Origin of the sequence: Streptomyces sp. NPDC101234 (genome assembly GCF_044767525.1) — a bacterium.
Lineage (GTDB): Bacteria > Actinomycetota > Actinomycetes > Streptomycetales > Streptomycetaceae > Streptomyces > Streptomyces sasae.
This window is the reverse complement of record NZ_JBIWOA010000022.1, coordinates 59,490-75,844: the sequence shown is the minus strand read 5'-3', so window position 1 is coordinate 75,844 and position 16,355 is coordinate 59,490. Positions and strand designations below refer to the sequence as shown.

The 16,355-nt window shown below is 70.8% G+C and carries 17 protein-coding genes and 1 pseudogene; 10 read left to right on the top strand and 8 right to left on the bottom strand.

What is annotated here, in order from left to right:
* Positions 1-315 precede the first annotated feature (315 nt).
* A complete protein-coding gene (locus ACIRR9_RS34155) occupies positions 316-759 on the top strand; it encodes a VOC family protein (RefSeq protein ID WP_403759940.1) in 444 nt (147 codons plus the stop codon).
* A 162-nt stretch (positions 760-921) separates the two neighbouring features.
* On the opposite strand, the gene ACIRR9_RS34150 is transcribed toward ACIRR9_RS34155, so the two are convergent.
* A complete protein-coding gene (locus tag ACIRR9_RS34150) occupies positions 922-1,749 on the bottom strand; it encodes an alpha/beta fold hydrolase (protein ID WP_403759937.1) in 828 nt (275 codons plus the stop codon).
* 333 nt (positions 1,750-2,082) lie between these two features.
* On the opposite strand from ACIRR9_RS34150, the gene ACIRR9_RS34145 reads away from it, so the two are divergent.
* From ACIRR9_RS34145 to ACIRR9_RS34135, 3 genes are all read left to right on the top strand, one after another.
* Positions 2,083-3,522 carry an FAD-dependent monooxygenase gene (locus ACIRR9_RS34145; protein ID WP_403759934.1) on the top strand — a complete coding sequence of 480 codons (1,440 nt, stop codon included), beginning with the start codon at positions 2,083-2,085 and terminating at the stop codon, positions 3,520-3,522.
* Between the two features lie 106 nt (positions 3,523-3,628).
* Positions 3,629-3,934, top strand: coding sequence for a hypothetical protein (locus tag ACIRR9_RS34140; RefSeq protein ID WP_403759931.1), 306 nt, complete (start codon positions 3,629-3,631; stop codon positions 3,932-3,934).
* Between the two features lie 194 nt (positions 3,935-4,128).
* Positions 4,129-4,665 (top strand): cadmium resistance transporter, encoded by a 537-nt coding sequence (locus ACIRR9_RS34135; protein ID WP_403759928.1) that lies wholly within the window; start codon positions 4,129-4,131, stop codon positions 4,663-4,665.
* Positions 4,666-4,977: 312 nt separating this feature from the next.
* Here the strand turns inward: ACIRR9_RS34135 and ACIRR9_RS34130 are convergent, their stop codons facing one another.
* The 3 genes from ACIRR9_RS34130 to ACIRR9_RS34120 all read right to left on the bottom strand — a co-directional run bounded on the left by ACIRR9_RS34130 (position 4,978) and on the right by ACIRR9_RS34120 (position 7,935).
* Positions 4,978-6,228 carry an MFS transporter gene (locus tag ACIRR9_RS34130; RefSeq protein ID WP_403759925.1) on the bottom strand — a complete coding sequence of 417 codons (1,251 nt, stop codon included), beginning with the start codon at positions 6,226-6,228 and terminating at the stop codon, positions 4,978-4,980.
* The gene (locus ACIRR9_RS34125; RefSeq protein WP_403759922.1) at positions 6,225-7,364 is read right to left on the bottom strand and encodes a PLP-dependent cysteine synthase family protein; all 1,140 of its coding nucleotides are present in this window, start codon (positions 7,362-7,364) and stop codon (positions 6,225-6,227) included. The genes ACIRR9_RS34130 and ACIRR9_RS34125 overlap by 4 nt, the downstream gene beginning before the upstream one ends.
* Positions 7,365-7,488: 124 nt before the next feature.
* Entirely contained in the window at positions 7,489-7,935 is a 447-nt protein-coding gene (locus ACIRR9_RS34120; RefSeq protein ID WP_403759920.1) for a hypothetical protein, read from the bottom strand.
* A gap of 914 nt (positions 7,936-8,849) precedes the next feature.
* Between ACIRR9_RS34120 and ACIRR9_RS34115 the strand changes: the two genes are divergently transcribed.
* Positions 8,850-10,700, top strand: coding sequence for a copper resistance CopC/CopD family protein (locus ACIRR9_RS34115; protein WP_403759917.1), 1,851 nt, complete (start codon positions 8,850-8,852; stop codon positions 10,698-10,700).
* Between the two features lie 57 nt (positions 10,701-10,757).
* Here the strand turns inward: ACIRR9_RS34115 and ACIRR9_RS34110 are convergent, their stop codons facing one another.
* Both ACIRR9_RS34110 and ACIRR9_RS34105 read right to left on the bottom strand, forming a co-directional pair.
* Positions 10,758-11,513 (bottom strand): DUF1775 domain-containing protein, encoded by a 756-nt coding sequence (locus tag ACIRR9_RS34110; protein ID WP_403759914.1) that lies wholly within the window; start codon positions 11,511-11,513, stop codon positions 10,758-10,760.
* A gap of 741 nt (positions 11,514-12,254) precedes the next feature.
* Entirely contained in the window at positions 12,255-12,539 is a 285-nt protein-coding gene (locus ACIRR9_RS34105) for a DsbA family protein (RefSeq protein WP_403760140.1), read from the bottom strand.
* 28 nt (positions 12,540-12,567) lie between these two features.
* Between ACIRR9_RS34105 and ACIRR9_RS34100 the strand changes: the two are divergent.
* A pseudogene (locus tag ACIRR9_RS34100) lies at positions 12,568-12,798 on the top strand (cation transporter); the annotation flags it as partial.
* A 26-nt stretch (positions 12,799-12,824) separates the two neighbouring features.
* Here the strand turns inward: ACIRR9_RS34100 and ACIRR9_RS34095 are convergent.
* Positions 12,825-13,472: a DUF3105 domain-containing protein gene (locus ACIRR9_RS34095; RefSeq protein ID WP_403759911.1), complete on the bottom strand. Its 648-nt coding sequence runs from the start codon at positions 13,470-13,472 to the stop codon at positions 12,825-12,827.
* A gap of 649 nt (positions 13,473-14,121) precedes the next feature.
* Here ACIRR9_RS34095 and ACIRR9_RS34090 point away from each other — a divergent pair.
* From ACIRR9_RS34090 to ACIRR9_RS34080, 3 genes are read left to right on the top strand one after another with little or no spacing between them, the layout of a single operon-like run.
* The gene (locus tag ACIRR9_RS34090; RefSeq protein WP_403759908.1) at positions 14,122-14,457 is read left to right on the top strand and encodes an ArsR/SmtB family transcription factor; all 336 of its coding nucleotides are present in this window, start codon (positions 14,122-14,124) and stop codon (positions 14,455-14,457) included.
* On the top strand, positions 14,457-15,182 hold the full coding sequence (locus ACIRR9_RS34085) for a cation transporter (protein WP_403759905.1): 726 nt from the start codon (positions 14,457-14,459) through the stop codon (positions 15,180-15,182). The genes ACIRR9_RS34090 and ACIRR9_RS34085 overlap by 1 nt, the downstream gene beginning before the upstream one ends.
* Entirely contained in the window at positions 15,149-15,547 is a 399-nt protein-coding gene (locus ACIRR9_RS34080; RefSeq protein ID WP_403760138.1) for a hypothetical protein, read from the top strand. Before ACIRR9_RS34085 ends, ACIRR9_RS34080 begins: the two co-directional genes overlap by 34 nt.
* Here ACIRR9_RS34080 and ACIRR9_RS34075 read toward each other — a convergent pair.
* Positions 15,503-15,610, bottom strand: a complete 108-nt coding sequence (locus tag ACIRR9_RS34075) for a hypothetical protein (RefSeq protein WP_403759902.1) — start codon at positions 15,608-15,610, stop codon at positions 15,503-15,505. The two genes, ACIRR9_RS34080 and ACIRR9_RS34075, sit on opposite strands and share 45 nt — an antisense overlap.
* Before the next feature lie 5 nt (positions 15,611-15,615).
* Here ACIRR9_RS34075 and ACIRR9_RS34070 point away from each other — a divergent pair, with 5 nt between their 5' ends.
* Positions 15,616-16,308 carry an IPT/TIG domain-containing protein gene (locus ACIRR9_RS34070; protein WP_403759899.1) on the top strand — a complete coding sequence of 231 codons (693 nt, stop codon included), beginning with the start codon at positions 15,616-15,618 and terminating at the stop codon, positions 16,306-16,308.
* Positions 16,309-16,355: the final 47 nt, after the last annotated feature.

Sequence of the window (16,355 nt, the reverse complement as noted above, 5' to 3'; positions counted from 1 at the left end):
CCTCGGTTCCCCAAGTCCGCGCGGGACCTTGTTCGCGCCTCTCATCCGCATGCGGGCGGCGAGCTGTCAATCGTCGCTTTGATGCACTGACTTCACAATGTCCCCGAAGGGGACATAAGTTCTTGACTGTGTGGTCCATAAGACTTATCTTTGGCTGCGACCCGCTGGTTCGCTACTGCAAGTAGACGTCGGGTCGGCGGTGGGCGGGCGCAGACTGTTCCGCTGCACGGCAGGGACAAGCCGGGCGGGACTACGCGAGGTTTTCGCGTGCCCCCACCGCAAACGACTGCATACGCCTAACGAAACGTGATCGCCATGAGCACCGTTGCCCAGCCGCCCTTCGTCTACAGCCTGCACAACGTGACGATTTCCGTCAGTGACCTCGACGCGTCGATCCAGTGGTGGAACCGGGTGTTCGGCCTCACCCTGGTGGCGAAGTCCCGCTTCGACGCCATCGGAGCGGACGTCGCCTTCCTGGAAGGTCCCGGGTTCCGGGTCGAACTCCTCCAGCCCGCAGACGGTGTGCGGATCCCTGAACTGACGGCAGAGCCCCCCGCCCACATCCGCCCGATCGGCAACAAGGCCCTGGTCTTCCGTGTCGAGGACCTGGCCAGCGTGACCCGCACCTTCCGTGATCTGGGCGTGACGACTGTCTGGGAGCAGATGGACCTCGGCGACGGCAGCATCTCGACCGCGATCCGTGACAACGACGGAAATCTCGTCAACGTCTTCCAGCAGGGCGCAAGCCCGATCGGCTGACACGGCGCATCGGTTCGCTGTTGCCGGGGTGATCCCGTGCCCGTGATGGGCGCTCTTGCCGACGTCAGACCTGCCGCCCGCGAGCGGCCGGGCACTGCGCCAGGCCGGGCGGTGGTCGGACCTCTCGTCCCGGAGGTCGGCGGTTCTCTTGCAGGACCGCCGCTAACTGCGCGCGAACTCGAGCAGGTCCTTGTTGAAGATCTCGGCGTATTTGGGCACCATCGCAAGGCCATGAGGTGCGCCCTCGTAGACCTTGTACTGCGCACCCTTGACAATTTTGGATGATTTGTCGCCCGCGGAGACGATGGGCACGATCTGGTCGTCGTCGCCGTGCACGATCAGTGTCGGCACGTCGACCTTCTTCAGGTCCTCGGTGGTGTCCGTCTCGGAGAACGCCTTGATGCAGTCGTAGGCGCCCTTGATGCCGACCGTCATGCTCCAGAGCCAGAACTCGTCCCGCGTTCCCTGGGAGACGGTCGAGCCCTCACGGTTTGCACCGTAGAACGGTGCGCTGAGGTCCTTGTAGTACTGGGATCGGTCCGTGAGCACACCCTGGCGGATCTCGTCGAACACCTCGATCGGCAGGCCCTCGGGGTTGGCTTCCGTCTTCAGCATCAGCGGCGGGATCGCGCCGAGCAGGACCAGCTTGGCGACCCGTGCCGTACCGTGCCGGCCGATGTAGCGGGTGACTTCGCCGCCGCCGGTGGAGTGCCCGACCAGAATGACATCGTGCAGGTCTTCGGCTTCGATGACCGCGGCCAGGTCGTCGGCGTACGTGTCGAGGTTGTTGCCGTCCCAGGGCTGACCGGAGCGGCCGCCACCGCGCCGGTCGTGGGCGATGGCGCGGAATCCGTTGTCCACCATGAGCTTCATCTGGGGGTCCCAGGCATCGGCAGTGAGCGGCCAGCCGTGGGAGAAAACCACGGGCTGGCCCGAGCCCCAGTCCTTGTAGAAGATCTGCGTGCCGTCCTCGGTGGTGGCCAAGGGCATGGTTGCGCTCCTCTCGAGTCCGCTTGCGGGTCCCTCACGCCACGCCCTCCGGGGACGTGACAAAAGCGGCACCCCGTGAAGTCAACATATGCGCGGGGCACGGATTCAGCGCGTCCGGAACCACCGCCCGGTACGAGTGAGACGACCTCTGCCTGACAGGCGAGGAAGCGACCTGTCTCGTACGGTGGTCCATACGATATTGGGGCGCATGCACGGTCAGGAGAAGCCGCACGGGTTGCGCTGCCCGAGCGGGACCTGCCCCCGAGCGAATCATCCGTCGTACTGCTCGTCCTGTGGCACGCGGAGGACATGAGTATGGGATCCGACGTTGACGTGCTGGTCGTCGGTGCTGGTCCAGCAGGGTTGCTGCTCGCAGGCGACTTGGCAGAAGCCGGAGTGCGCTGCACCGTCGTGGAACGGCGGGAAGGGGAATCCCAGCTGACACGCGCATTCGCCGTGCACGCCCGGACCATGGAGCAACTGGACGCCCGCGGCCTGGCCGACGACCTGCTGCTGACCGGCCTGCGCAACCCGATCCTGCAATTCCTCCGGATTGACCTCTCGCACCTGCCGACCCGCTTCCCCCACGTGCTCGTGACGCCCCAGTACAACACCGAGCGGCTGCTCCTGGCCCGCGCCCTGACACACGGCGTGAACATCATGCGAGCCCACGAAGCGACCGGCATCCAGCAGGACCCCACCGGTGTCGACGTCACCGTGAAGACACCAGCCGGCACCGAACACAGCCTGCGCGCGGACTACGTCGTCGGCGCGGACGGACGGAACAGCTGCGTGCGCCAGTCCCTCGGCCTCCCGTTCCCGGGCCGCTCCGCCGTTCGCTCCATGATGCTCGCAGACGTCCGGATGGCCGATCCGCCGAAGAAGCCGCCCACCGTGGCCGCTGTCGGAGATGCCTTCGCCATCGTCGTCCCGTTCGGCGACGGCTGGTTCAGGGTCATGGCCTGGAATCGCCACCACCCCATGCCCGACACCGCATCGGTTGACCTGGAAGAGATCAAAGAGGTCGCCGGCAAGGCGCTCGGCAGCGACTTCGGCATGCACGACCCTCGCTGGCTCTCCCGATTTCACAGCGACGAACGCCAGTCACCCCGTTACCGCGTAGGCCGCGTATTCCTCGTCGGCGACGCCGCACACGTCCACTCCCCCGCCGGCGGCATGGGCCTCAACACCAGCCTCCAGGACTCCGCGAACCTGAGCTGGAAACTCGCAGCCGTTCACCGCGGCCGCGCACCAGACACCCTGCTCGACAGCTACCAGAGCGAACGACATCCGGTAGGACACCGAGTCCTGCGCATGAGCGGCGCACTGCTCCGCGGCGTCCTCACCACACCACGGGCACTGTGCGGCCTCCGTGATCTGTCAGCGCGTACGGTGCTGCAAGCCCCGCCAGTAGCCGGACGACTGGCTCAGGCAATCTCGGGAATCGACATCTCCTACCCCGCCCCGGCCGGCGCAGACCCCCTCGTCGGCAAGCGAGCACCTGACATCCCCCTCGCCGACGGACGCAGACTCTACGAAGCCCTCCGCGCCCGACGGTTCGTCCTTGTCACCCCACCCGACACCGAACGCCTGCCCTCACTGATCACACAGTGGAACGGCGAGGTGGAGATCGTATCCCCCGAGGGAGCCACCAAAAGGAGTGTCCTGGTCAGGCCAGACGCCTACATCGCGTGGGCCGTCTCGGACGAATCGCCTGAACGTCACATCGACGCGGTTCGCCAGGCATTGGCCGAATGGTGCGGCACGGCCTGAGCGCCTTCGCCCGCGGCCTGGTGTGGGCGCGTTGGGGGTAGTCCTCGTACTTGGCGGAGCGCCAGATGCGTTCGATGTCGTTGAGCGCGGGGCTGCGCGGCGGGAGGTGGAACAGGTCGCCCCCGATCTCCGCAAGCTGGTCGCGGCGGCCCTTGAACGCCTTGGCGACGCGCGCAGAGGCGTTGTCCAGCACAACCGGCACCTGCGGTCTCGGTTTCGCCACGACCCGCGGCACCAGCTGCGCGTCCGCGTCGTGCGGATCCTCGATGACCTCCGTCTCGCCGGCAGGAGCCAGGACCACATCGCCCCGCATGCGGGCGATCGCCCACTCCTGCCATTCCTGCTCGGCCACGGCGAGTTCGGCCTGGATACGGTCGGCCTCCTCACGCAGTCCGTCGACTCGGTTGGGTAGACCTCGTCCGCGCAGGCGGATTCGATACTGAACCCGCCGATGCTGCTCACGACATGGCCGAATAGCACGCTCCCGGCCAGGCAGCGCGGTTCCGGGATGCCACCGGCGAGCAGATCGGACGCGAGGTCGTCGTACGCGCGAGCGCAGTGAAGCAGGAACCAGTTCGACTGGGCCTCCGCACTGACCGCAACGTTGTGGCGCTGTTTTTCGCCCAGGCAGCCGGGCAGCCCGGCTCCATCCGCCGGATCGTGCTCGGGCAGTACCTGGGCTTCGCCGCGATCCTTGCCGTGGCCGTGGCCGCCGCTTTCGGTGCCACCTTCCTGCCCGAGTCGGCCATCCCCTACCTCGGCCTGCTCCCCCTCGCGCTCGGCCTCAAGGCCGCCTGGCAGGCGTGGAAGGACCACCGCGACGGCGGCGAAGACGACGAGGCCGCACCGGCCGTGGCGGGCGGCCCCGGCCCGCTGGAGGTCGCCGCGGTCACCTTCGCCAACGGCGGCGACAACATCGGCGTCTACGTGCCCGTCTTCGCCACCGCCGGTATCGGCGGGACGACCGTCTACGCCGTGGTGTTCCTCGTGCTGGTCGCGGTGTGGTGCTTCGCCGGCCGGTTCTTCGCCACCCGCCCCGTCATCGCCGAGACCCTCGCCCGCTGGGGCCACATCCTGTTGCCCCTCGTGCTGGTCGCCATCGGCCTGCTCATCCTCGTCGAGGGTGGCGCTTTCGGCCTGTGACACGGCCGCCGCGGGGACGGGAACCGTTCGAACCTCGTGGCAGCCAGGTGCCTCCCGGGCAGGTGCACAAGTGCTGTCCCCAGCCGTCGACGAAGCCGGGGGGAGAGAACATCCCCGATGACGCGGCGGCAACGAAGACCGCACAGACCGGGCTGGCCCGGTTCGGTCGGGACAGGGGACGTAGCAGTCCGGAGCCGGGTGGTGGAGGGCCCGCCGGGTACGGTCCTCGACGACTCCGCTCTCCGGCAGCCCGTGGCAGAGGCAGGGCCGGTGGGTGGTCCCGCACCGTCGTGCGGGACCACCGCGGTGCGGCTATGCCGCGACGGGCCGCGGCTGTGGTGTGGTGAGGCGGCCGGTTCGGGCGAGGCCGGCGACCGAGGCGGCGCAGGCCAGCCCGGTCGCGGTGAGGGCCGTCCAGGGCAGCCAGGGCGCGTGGTGGCGGCGGGCGAAGTCCCACAGGGCGCCGGTGGCGAGGTTGCCGAGGGTGATGCCGAGGCCGGAGACGGTGTTGTAGAGGCCGTAGTGGGTGGCGACCAGGCGGTCGCCGGACAGGGCGACGACCGTGTCCATCTCGAAGGGGTAGACGACGGCGGAGCCGGCGGCCAGCAGGACCACGGCCACGACCAGGGAGACGAGCACGGCGGAGGAGGATCCGCGCGGGCTCAGGGCGAGCGGTACGAACGCGAGTCCCATCGCCGCCAGTCCGCGGACCAGGGCGTCGCCGGGCTGCCAGCGCTGCCCGGCCCAGCCGGTGAGCCGGAGCTGGCCGACGACGGCGACGGCTGCGGAGACGACGAACAGTCCGCTGGTGACCGTCGTGCCGTTGGCTCCGAGGGTGTCCGTCGCCGCGAGCGGCAGGGCGAGGTAGACCTGGAAGGTCAGGACGTACGAGCCGATCATCGCCGTGGAGAAGAGGAGGAAGGGGCGGTTGGCCGCGGCCGTTCGCCACTGGGCGAGGACGCTCTCGTGGCCCGTGGCAGCCGGGCCGGCGGTGCGTCCGGGGAGGGCCCGCCACTGCAGGAGGGTGAGTGCGGCGAAGACGGCTGCGGCGACCGTGCAGACCAGGCGGAAGTCGGCGGCCAGCAGGGCGAGTCCGATCAGCGGGCCGAGCAGCATGCCGGCCTGGTAGTAGACGTTGAAGGTGGCGAAGGCGTCGACGCGGCGCTCGCCTGCCTCGACGGCCAGGTAGGCGCGTACGGCCGGGTTGAAGAGGGCGCCGGCGAACCCGGTGGCGGCGGACGCGGCGATGAGCGCGGGCAGGTTGTCGACCCAGCCGAGCAGGGCGAAGCCGACCGTGCGCAGCAGGCAGCCGGTCATGATCGGGATCTTGTAGCCGAGGCGGTCGGCGAGCGTGCCGCCGATGAGGAACATGCCCTGCTGGGAGAAGTTGCGGACACCGAGGACCAGGCCGACGGCCCAGGCGGCCAGGCCCAGGCCGTCGGAGAGGTGGGCGGCCAGGTAGGGCATCAGCATGTAGAAGGCGAGGTTGATGGCGAACTGGTTGGCCATCAGCAGCCGTGCCGCGGGCGGGAAGGAGCGGGTCTGCTGCCACAGGCGCTTCATCGGGTGGCTCCCACCAGGTCGTGGCGGTCGGCGGGCGCGAGGGGGTCGGTGATGCGGGTGCAGCGGGTCCAGCGGGTGACCGTGCGTTCGCGGGGGTCGGCGATCTCGTCGGGGTCCTCGGCGGGCGCGTGCCCGAGGAGGTCGTGGTCTCGGCAGTACGCGTCGTCGAAGACCGTGCCGACGTAACGCTGCGGGCCGTCGGGGAAGACGGCGACGATCCTGTCCTCCGGGGGCAGGGTGCGGGCCAGCCAGCGCGCGACGAGGGTGACGGCCCCGACGCTCCAGCCGCCGGTGGCGTAGTGGTCGCGGGCCAGGCGGCGGGCCGCCCACACGGCTTCGGGGGCGGCGACCCAGTGGACCTCGTCGAAGAGGTCGTAGGCGACGTTGCCCGGGTAGATGCTGGAGCCCAGGCCGCGCATCAGGCGGGGGCCGGCGGGCTGGCCGAAGATCGTGGAGCCGGTGGTGTCGACGCCGACGACCCGCAGGCGGGGGAAGCGGCCGCGCAGGACGGAGGCGATGCCCGCGGAGTGGCCGCCGGTGCCGACGGAGACGACGAGGGCGTCGATACGGCCGAGCTGGGCGAGGAGTTCGTGGGCGAGCGGGGCGTAGGCGGCGACGTTGTCCGGGTTGTTGTACTGGTCCGGGCACCAGGCGTCCGGGTGATGGGCCAGGAGCTCCGTGACGCGCTGCCGGCGGGCCTCCTGCCAGCCGCCGTCCGGGTGGGGTGCGGTCACGACGTCGACCTCGGCGCCGTACGCGGTGAGCAGACCGGTCATCAGCGGTTCCATGCCGGGGTCGGTGACGACGGTGACGGGGTGGCCGTAGCTGGCACCGGCCAGGGCCAGGCCGAGGCCGAGGGTGCCGGAGGTCGACTCGATGATGCGGGCGCCGGGCGCCAATTGGCCGCGTTCGCGGGCGGCGCGGACCATGTGCAGGGCGGTGCGGTCCTTGATGCCGCCGGGGTTGTGGCCTTCGAGCTTGGCCCAGAAACCCCGCCCGGCGGCGGTGAAGGGCTCGCCGATCCAGAGCACGGGCGTGTCGCCGACGAGACCGGCGGGCGTGTGGAGGGGGTGTTTCGCGTCGGCGAGCAACTGGGACGCGGGCATGCGCGGGGTGGAGCGGACGGGTTGTTTCATGACGTGCTTCTCCTGCGGCCGGCGCACTGCGAGCGCAGCTGCCCGGCCCATGCGTGGGGGAGGGGAGCGGAGGTGATCGGTCGCACGTGCCCGCCCGGCTCGGGTGGGCACGGCTAAGGGCCGATCAGGTCCGCCACACGCCTAGACGGGCCCGGGTGTGCCCGGCGGAGAGCGGGGGCCGGGCCGCTGCTGGGCCGGGGGCCGGAAGTGACATGACTGCGTCGTCGCTGGAAGGCACGGCGGACTGTGCGTCCGGGGCGGGCGCTACGGCCGGGCGGTCGCAGGGACGCGGCGGCTGGACGGTCGGCCCGTCGAGGGAGCAGCAGTGGCCCTCGGGGTCCTGCGCGGGCGAGGACTGATCGGTCACCACCGGCTGCCGCGGTGTGGCGGCCGGGAGTTGCCCGCAGGCTGTGGGAGACGCCAGTAGCAGGCTGTCCACGCCTGCCCCTTCGGTCGTCGTCGGCCCATGGGCGCAGGCGAGGAGGTGCAGGAGCATGGCCAGCAACGCGACGACCACCGCTCCGGCCCATGGCCGGGAGCGGCTGCCTTGCGTGACTGATCCAACCCGCATGAACACAAAGCGTAATCGAGGGGCTGTATGGGACTCGTGCCGGAAAGGCGGGGCCCCGGGGTGGCAGGAGCCGGGGATTTCGGTGTCGGGGGCCCTGCGGAGCCGGAGGCGGCCGGTGTTCGGGCGGGCGGCTTTCCGTACCGACGACCACTGCATCGGGTGAGTTTCGGGGGCCGATCGGAGTCGTGGGCGGTCCGGATCCGGCCCCGTGGCCCCAAGGTGCCGACGGACGGCGTCGGACCGTCCGCTTGCCGTGTTCACCGTCTCCCTGCTTCCGGCAAGCCCGCCGAACCGGGTGATCGCTCATGCAACGAGGGGTCTTGTGTTGCTCAAATCACCTGGCATGCCTGTGCGTTCGGTGTGGACGCGGGAGGTGGGCAGGTAGCGTTTTGGCGTCCCGCGCACGGCGAGAGACGCCTGGAGCCCTGCCGCGGCCCGCACCTCCGACGCCTCCGCTCTGCAGGCGTTCCGCTGCTGACCGGCAGCGTGCGGCACGCGCTCCCCGCGCCGTCCCACGGGCTCTTGCCCCTCGTGACGCGCTGAACACCCGTCGGTGTTCAGCCGTACCCCCTTCGCAGGGTTCCCTTCACCCGTGCAACCGCGATGATTCGGAGCCGTCCCGTGCCCCAGCAGCAGCGACGTACACACACCGGCCGCCTGGTTCGCGGTGCGGCCGTCCGCGGCAGTCCGGCTCTTCTCCCGCCGGCCGTGGCCCACAGCGGTGACGCCGACGACAAGTCCTCCAGGAAGCAGGCGATACCGGGCGCCTGTCCGGCCGGGACGCGCCCGCTGGTCGGTGCCCAGCCGTCCTGACGCGGGTGGGCGGCCGACTGCCGCCTTCTCCGTCGCCCGATACGGCCGAATCCCGGATGCCGTTGCCGCCGCTCCCGCCCGCTGCCCCGGAGGCTGCCCACATGTACCCAGGACCACGTTCCGCCCGCACTCCGTTGACCGTCCTGGCACTGGTCGGCGCCGTACTGGCCCTGCTCCTCGGCGGCGCCGGAGCGGCGAGCGCGCACGCGAGTCTGACCGGCTCCGACCCGGCCGACGGCTCGGTGGTGAAGAGGGCACCGAAACAGGTGACGCTCACCTTCACCGAGGGGGTCAGCTTTCCCGACGGGGCGCTGCGCGTCCTGTCCCCCGACAACGAGCGCGTCAACCCGCGCACCGCCGAACACGCGAACGGCAAGGCGAACACCGCCCGGGTGGCGCTCGCGGGCAAGCTGTCGGAGGGGACGTACACGGTCGCCTGGCGGGTCGTGTCCGCGGACAGCCACCCCATCAGCGGCGCGTTCACCTTCTCCATCGGCAAGCTCTCCGAGACCTCCGTCGTGGTGGCGCCCGAGTCCTCCGACGACACCGCCGCAAGCCGTCTGTACGACGCCTTCCGGTACGTCGCCTACGGCGGACTGGCACTCCTGATCGGTGCCGCCGCGTTCGTCCTCGTGTGCCGGCCCGAGGCCGGCGCCCTCCGGTCCGTACGCAGGCTGCTGACGGCCGGATGGGGGACGTTGCTGGCCGCCACCGTCGCCCTGGTACTGCTGCGCGGCCCGTACGAGACGGGCGGCAGCCTCACTTCGGCGCTCGACCCGTCGCAGCTGTACGCAACGCTCACCGGGAGGTCGGGCACGGCGCTGGGTGTCCGGCTGGTGTTGCTGGCGGGCGTGGCGCTGTTCGTGCGGAAGTGGGTCGCCGTCGGTGACGACCGTCCCGTGGTTGTGGGGCGGCGCGTGGTCGGCGGGGCGCTGGCCGCGGCCCTGGCGGTCACCTGGGCCGCCGCCGAGCACGCCTCCGCCGGGCCGCAGGTGCCCCTCGCCGTTCCCGTCGCCGTGCTGCACCTGCTGGCCATGGCCGTCTGGCTCGGCGGACTGGTCACCCTGGTGGCCGTGCTGCGCCGCCCGGCCGCGACCGGCGCCGGACTCCCCGTGTCCGCGATCGTGCGCTTCTCCGCCGTCGCCTTCACCGCCGTGGTCGTCCTGGTCCTCACCGGCCTCTACCAGTCCTGGCGGCAGGTCGCTTCCTGGGACGCGCTGTCCCTCACCTCGTACGGACGGATCCTCACGTTCAAGCTCTTCGGCGTGATCGCGGTGCTGTGCGTGGCCGCGTTCTCCCGTCAGTGGACGGCACGCCTCGTCGACCATGACACTCAGCCGGCCGGACTCGCCCGGCCGGTGCGGGTCGCGCAGGCCGTGGGCGGCGCTGCGGCGGACGTGCCCGCGGAGAGCAGCGGCGGGGACGCCGACACCGTGTCCGCCCCGGAACCCGAGCGGAACCGGCGCGGTCTGCGCCGTATGGTCACCGTCGAGGCAGTGTTGGGCGTCGTGGTACTGGCGATCACCACCGTCCTCACCGGCACCCAGCCGAGCCGCGCCGAGGCCGAGAACGCCGCGGCGGCAGCCGCGCAGAAGCCGCCGGCCAAGGTCGTCATGGTCCCCTTCGACATGGGGACCCCCGGCGGGCACGGCAAGGTACAGATCACTCTGGCCCCCGGACTCGTCGGCGACAACACGGTCCAGGCCGTCGTCTACGCGGCCGACGGAGGTCTCTCCACCGTCCCCGAACTGCGCCTGACGCTCACTCAGAAAGCCCAGGGGATCGGCCCGCTGGACGCCAAGCTCAAGGACCAGGGCGGTTACTGGGCCACCTACGACCTGCGGATGCCCATCGCGGGGACCTGGACGATGAACGTCACCGTGCGCACGACGGACGTCGACCAGGTCACCGTCCGCAGGAGTGTGGAGATCGCCACGGTGCCGGGCAGGTAGCCCGGCAGGAGACGGGGCGGCGCGAAAGCGCCGCCCCGTGGTCCATGGATCAGCGGATCAGCTCCGGGACGCGGACGAGCGTCGCTTGGCCAGCCACCACGCCCCGCCGCCGACGACAACGACCGCCGCCGCCACTCCGGCAACGACCGTCCCTGCCGAGGTGCCGCCACCGTCGTTCCCGGCCGCCTGGTTGGCCGCGGGCGCGGACTGCGATGCAGTGACGGAAGGAGTCGGACTCGGCGTTGCGCTCGCACTGGGGCTGGGGCTGGGGCTGGGGCTGGGGGTGAGCGAGGTGGCGCCTGCCGCGGCGGGCTTGAGCTTGAGGACCGGTGCGGGCTGCTCCGGCTCCTTGTCTCCGGTGGGCAGTTCGATCCAGCGGGAGATCTCGCCGTCGCTGTAGGTCTCGACGGTCTTGAAGGCGAGTTCCCTCGCGCCCGGGAGCTGCTTGACCTTGATGCTGTGTTCGGCGTCGACACCGGGCTCGAGGGCCGGTCCGCCGACGGTGTAGCCGTCGCTCGCCGCCGTCATTTTCCAGCCCTTGGGGGCGTCGTCGAGGCTCACGTCAGCGGGGGCGATTCCCTCGGGCAGGACCACCCGCAGCTTGGTGAAGCCGGCCGAGTCGGACTCGGCTTCGGAGACGAAGGTCAGCGTGACGTCGGTGGCGAGGGCCCGCGGGGTGTCGGCCTCGACCTCGGCGTGCGCGGACGCGGGCCCGGCGAGGGCGAGGGCGGCCGTCAGGGCGGCGGCGCCGACGAGCGCGGCACGGCGGGCCGTGTGGACGGGTGGACGCAGGACAGCGGACAGGTGGGACACAGGGGAACTCCTTGCTGGTACGGGAGGATCCGGACCGGCGGATGCCGGATCCGGTGACGGACTGGAGTCGCTCCCGAGCCGGTGGGCCCCTGCGCACCACCGTGTGCTCCAGTACCTCTCCCTGTGCGTGTGCGTCCTCGACCGCTCCCGGCGCCGAGCGCCAGACGGGCAGCCGCAACACCGTCGCGCCGGGCCGGACGACCGGTCGCGGCAGCACGCGCGCCAGCATGTTCGCGGCGGTCCGGCCCAGCGTGCGCAGTGCCCGCAGGGCGGCCGTCAGCCGGGCGTCGGCGCGGTGCAGCAGCCAGGCCACCACCAGTGCGGCGACCGTGTGCACCACCGTCATCGCCGTCCCGGCGTGGTGCCAGGCATGCCCGTCGCCGGACATCGCGTGCATCGAGTGGGCCGGCATGCCGCCCGGCACGTCACCGTCCGCGTACGACAGTGCCAGGTGCAGCAGGCCCTGAGTCCCGAGCGTGAAGACGACGGTGGCGACGGCGGCGTAGCGGCGCCTTGCCAGTGGCCACACCGCCGTGAACTGGACGGCGGTCGAGACGGCGACCAGCCGCCAGGGCACGGCCGTCTCGGCGACCGCGTGATGCCCGAACGTGGCCAGCACGGTACCGAGCACGGCGAACAGACCGGCCCGCGCGCACGTCCCGGCGCGGCTGGCCCGGCCTGCTGCGGCACCGCTGTCGTGCCCGGTCACCTCGTCGTATACGTCATGCCGGGTGCGGGCGTTCAGTCGGACAGCCGGTCGTCGACGAGGGCCTTGAACGCCTCGTAGGAGGCGAGGTCTGCATCGAACTTCGTCAGGTCCAGGCCGAGTTGCCCGGCGTAGCGGCGGAAGACGTCCTGCTTCCCCTCCCGCGACTCGCCCCACTCCTTCTGCGTGCTGAAGACCTTGGTGTACATCTCCTCGAACTTGCCCTGCCGGGCGGCGAGTTCGCCGTTGTGGTGGCCGGGCAGGGGCCGCGCGAACGGCAGCAGCCGGCGGACGGCCGCGACCACGGCCGGAAGAGCCACGCCTACCAGCACATCCTCAACGACCTGTTCGCCTTCATCGGCCCTGTCCGCGCACGTCCTGGGCGAACCCGGCGGGGACTGTCACGCGGTCCGCCGCGACCTCGAAGAGCTGCTGCGCCACGAGTACGGCATCAGCCACACCACTCTCCAGGTCGACCACCTCGGCCAGGACGCCGAAGCCGGGGCCCTGTTGCAGATCACCACGCCCGGCCCGGACACCGCCGGTCCCGTGCACCGGCCGGGTCCGCACGAGCACTGACCTCGGGCGCCGGAGGGCGAGGTGGATCAGGCCGCCTTTCCTCCGGTGCAGGCCGCGCCCGGTTCGGGGGTCTGCGCGCCCTGCACGTACTTGTCCAGGAACTTCTGCACGCGCGGATCCGAGGCCGTCTTCACGGTGAGCTGACGGCCCCAGGCCGAAAGCGTGATGGGCGACGGCTGGCCGGCGTAGGGGCTCAGCAGCGTGTACGGGGTCTGCGCCACCCGCTTCTCGAGGGTCTGGACATCGCCGTCCGTGGCCTTGGTGCCGTAGGTGATCCACACGGCACCGTGTTCGAGGGAATGGACGGCATTGCTCTCCTCGATGTCGCGCCCGTAGACGTCGCCGTTGCAGTTCATCCAGGTCGGGGCGTGGTCTCCGCCCACCGCCGGGGACGTCTTGTAGTCGACCGGCGTGGTGACGTGGTTGCGACTCAGGTTCTTCCAGGACTTCTCGCCGCTGACGGGGGCGGCCGCGGCACGCTCCCTCGCCGCGTTCTCGCGCTCGTTCTTCTCCACGTAGTACCAGCTGCCGGCCGCCAGACAGGAGACGATCGCCAGGGCGACGCTCCAGGTGATGAGCTGGTTACGGCGGTCACGGGCCGCCTGCGCGCGACGCGTCTCCTCCAGCTTCGCCCGGCGGGCGGCGCGCTGTGCTTTGGCTCGTGAGGAACCCATGGCATGTCCTTCCGTGCCGCGCTCCGGGCGCGGCGGTGCGTGTCGAGCGGGTTGGAGGCGCGCCGCGCCCGCGAGGCGCGGGGGCAGGCCGACCGGAGTGCGCGTCGGTATCGCGTACAGCGCGCGGCAGCCGGTCTAGATCCGCTGGACCTGCAGTCGGTGAATGCCCGGTGGTCGCCCACCCACCCGATGAGCCGTGGATGTGGCTACGGCACTCGGCGACGCCGTGATCGTCTGCTCCGCCGCCCTGACGGGAGCGGCGGGGGCGGGGGTCGCCGTACGCACGAGGCCGGGCTGCCGACTGTGGCAGTCGCTGCTCCCGGGGGTGTGCTCCGGGTCGGAGCACGCTCCCGACAAGGCAGGTTCGGCGGCAGCGGTCGCTGACCCGGCCACCATCGTGGCCGAGGAACCCGAGCGCACCGCAGCAGTCTCGGCGGGGTGCAGGCATGCCGGAACGAGGGACAGCACCATGACGAGCAACGCGGCGCAGCGCACGACGAGAAGCGAGGCCATGTGCCCCGCCGCGCTCCGGATACCAGGGTGCCGGTGTCTCATCGCGACAGATCGTAATCGCTGCCCGGCGGCCATGGGATCACTTGGCAATTGATTCACCAGATCCTGAATTCAGGATTTCATGTATCGTCACTCCATGCTGTCCGCCGCCCTCGACATCGACGCCCTGGCCCGCTTCGGCCGGGCGCTCGCCGACCCGATCCGCTGCCGCATCCTGCTCACCCTGAACGAGGCTCCCGCCTATCCGGCCGACTTGGCGGAGAAGCTGGAGATCTCCCGCACCCGGCTCTCGAACCACCTCGCGTGCCTGCGGGACTGCGGCATCGTCGTCACCGTCCCCGAAGGCCGGCGCACGCGCTACGAGTTGGCCGACGCCCGCCTCGGTCACGCCCTGGACGACCTGCGCGGCATCGTCCTCGCGGTCGAGGCCGACCGCACCTGCGTCGACGCGGACGAGAAGGGCTGCTGCTGATGACGACCCTGCACATCACCCCCGGTCCGACCGCCGACCGCCGCGATCAACTCGCCCGCCGCGTCCGGCTGCTGACCGCCGCGACGATCACCTACAACCTCGTCGAGGCCGTCGTCGCGATCACCGCGGGCACCGCGGCCTCCTCCACCGCCCTCGTCGGCTTCGGCCTGGACTCGATCATCGAGGTCTCCTCGGCCGCGGCCGTCGCCTGGCAGTTCTCCGCCGCCGACCACGCGGTGCGCGAAGCCCGGGAGAAGAGCACGCTGCGCGTCATCGCCCTGTCTTTCTTCGCGCTGGCCGCCTACGTCACCATCGACTCCGTTCGGTCCCTGACCCGCACCGGCGAGGCCGGGCACTCGACGCCGGGCATCGTGCTGGCCGCCCTCTCGCTCGCGATCATGCCGTTCCTGTCCGCCGCGCAGCGCCGGGCAGGCCGTGAACTGGGCTCCGCCTCGGCCGTCGCGGACTCGAAGCAGACGTTGCTGTGCACCTACCTGTCGGCCGTCCTCCTGGTCGGCCTGCTCGCCAACTCCCTGCTCGGCTGGAGCTGGGCCGACCCGGTCGCCGCCCTGGTCATCGCCGCCGTCGCGGTCAAGGAAGGCCGGGAGGCGTGGCGTGGCGACAGCTGCTGCGCGGTGCCGGTCGTTGTCATGGACGGCGAGGGGCCCGGGAGTTGCGGTGCGGACTGCGCGTGCTGTGCACCGCGCCCGACAGGGAAGGCATAACGGTCGGCGTACCTGTCCGCGCGGCATCGCGACCCGTGTGCGGCTCGCAGAGCCAGGACCAGGCCAGTGGCGTGCTCCAGTGCGGCGAGCAGGTGGATCTTGAGGCGGTTCGCTCTGGCCGCACCGCGCAGACTCCTGCCGTCCGCCGCGAGGCCGCGCAGCCCGGTCGCCTTCGGGCAGCGTTCGACGAGCCGGCTCCCGACCGCCCGGTCCAGGGCGTCGCCGTCAATGCGGGCCAGCAGTCGGCGGACCGTGCTCTCGGCGGGCAGGACCCTCATGGGCAGAAGCGGATCGGGGTCCGCACCGACCTGTTCCAGAACTCACCCGGGGGCGTCGGCGATCCATTCGCCGACCGCCGGCAGTGAGGCTGCTCCGGCCGGTACCGCGCACGTGGTGAGAGCGAGTACGACAGCCAGGCGATGGCGCACCCCGCGTGGGTCACGCGGGTCCGGCACCTCGGCCAGCCGCTCCAGCAGGCCCGGGACTCCGCAACGCTCGCGACCCCCACCGCCCCTCGCGCTCCTTGGCCTCGCATGATCACAAAACGGGCGTCACACAACTACGCCGAAGCCCTGACCGGAGGGGTCGGAGGTCACCGCAGTATTCAGCGGGGCCGCCACCAGTCAGAGTTTCCCGATGTCCGCCGACGGCTGCGCCGGCATTCGGCGACCTGAAGCCGAAGCAGGGCATACCGCGCACCAAGTTCACGATCAGCGGATCCCATTTCGGTGACACTCAGGGACTGGGCACGGTCCGTTTCGGATCGACCTACGCCGAAATGGACAGCTGGTCGGACACGAGCATCAGCGCCTACGTTCCGAGCGGACTCTCCGTGGCAACGTTCAAGGTCTCGGTGACCGGAGCCAGCGGAACCGATGCAGGTGGATCCTCGTACGACGTCATGGACCCGGGTCCCGCGCTGTCACGGACGGGTTGGACAGCAACAACCTCGGACACAAGTCCGTACAACGATGGTCCCGGAGACATGCTGGACGGAAATTCCGGCACCCGGTACAGCTCCGGAACGGGCCAGTACGAAGGCCTTTGGATCCAGGCGGACATGGGGCAGACGCAGACGTCCACGTGTCCACGGACGGAACCGACTGGACCAAGGGTTCTTCCATAACGGACGGTCGGCGAGTGGAACTGGTGTCCTTCCCGACGCGGACAGCC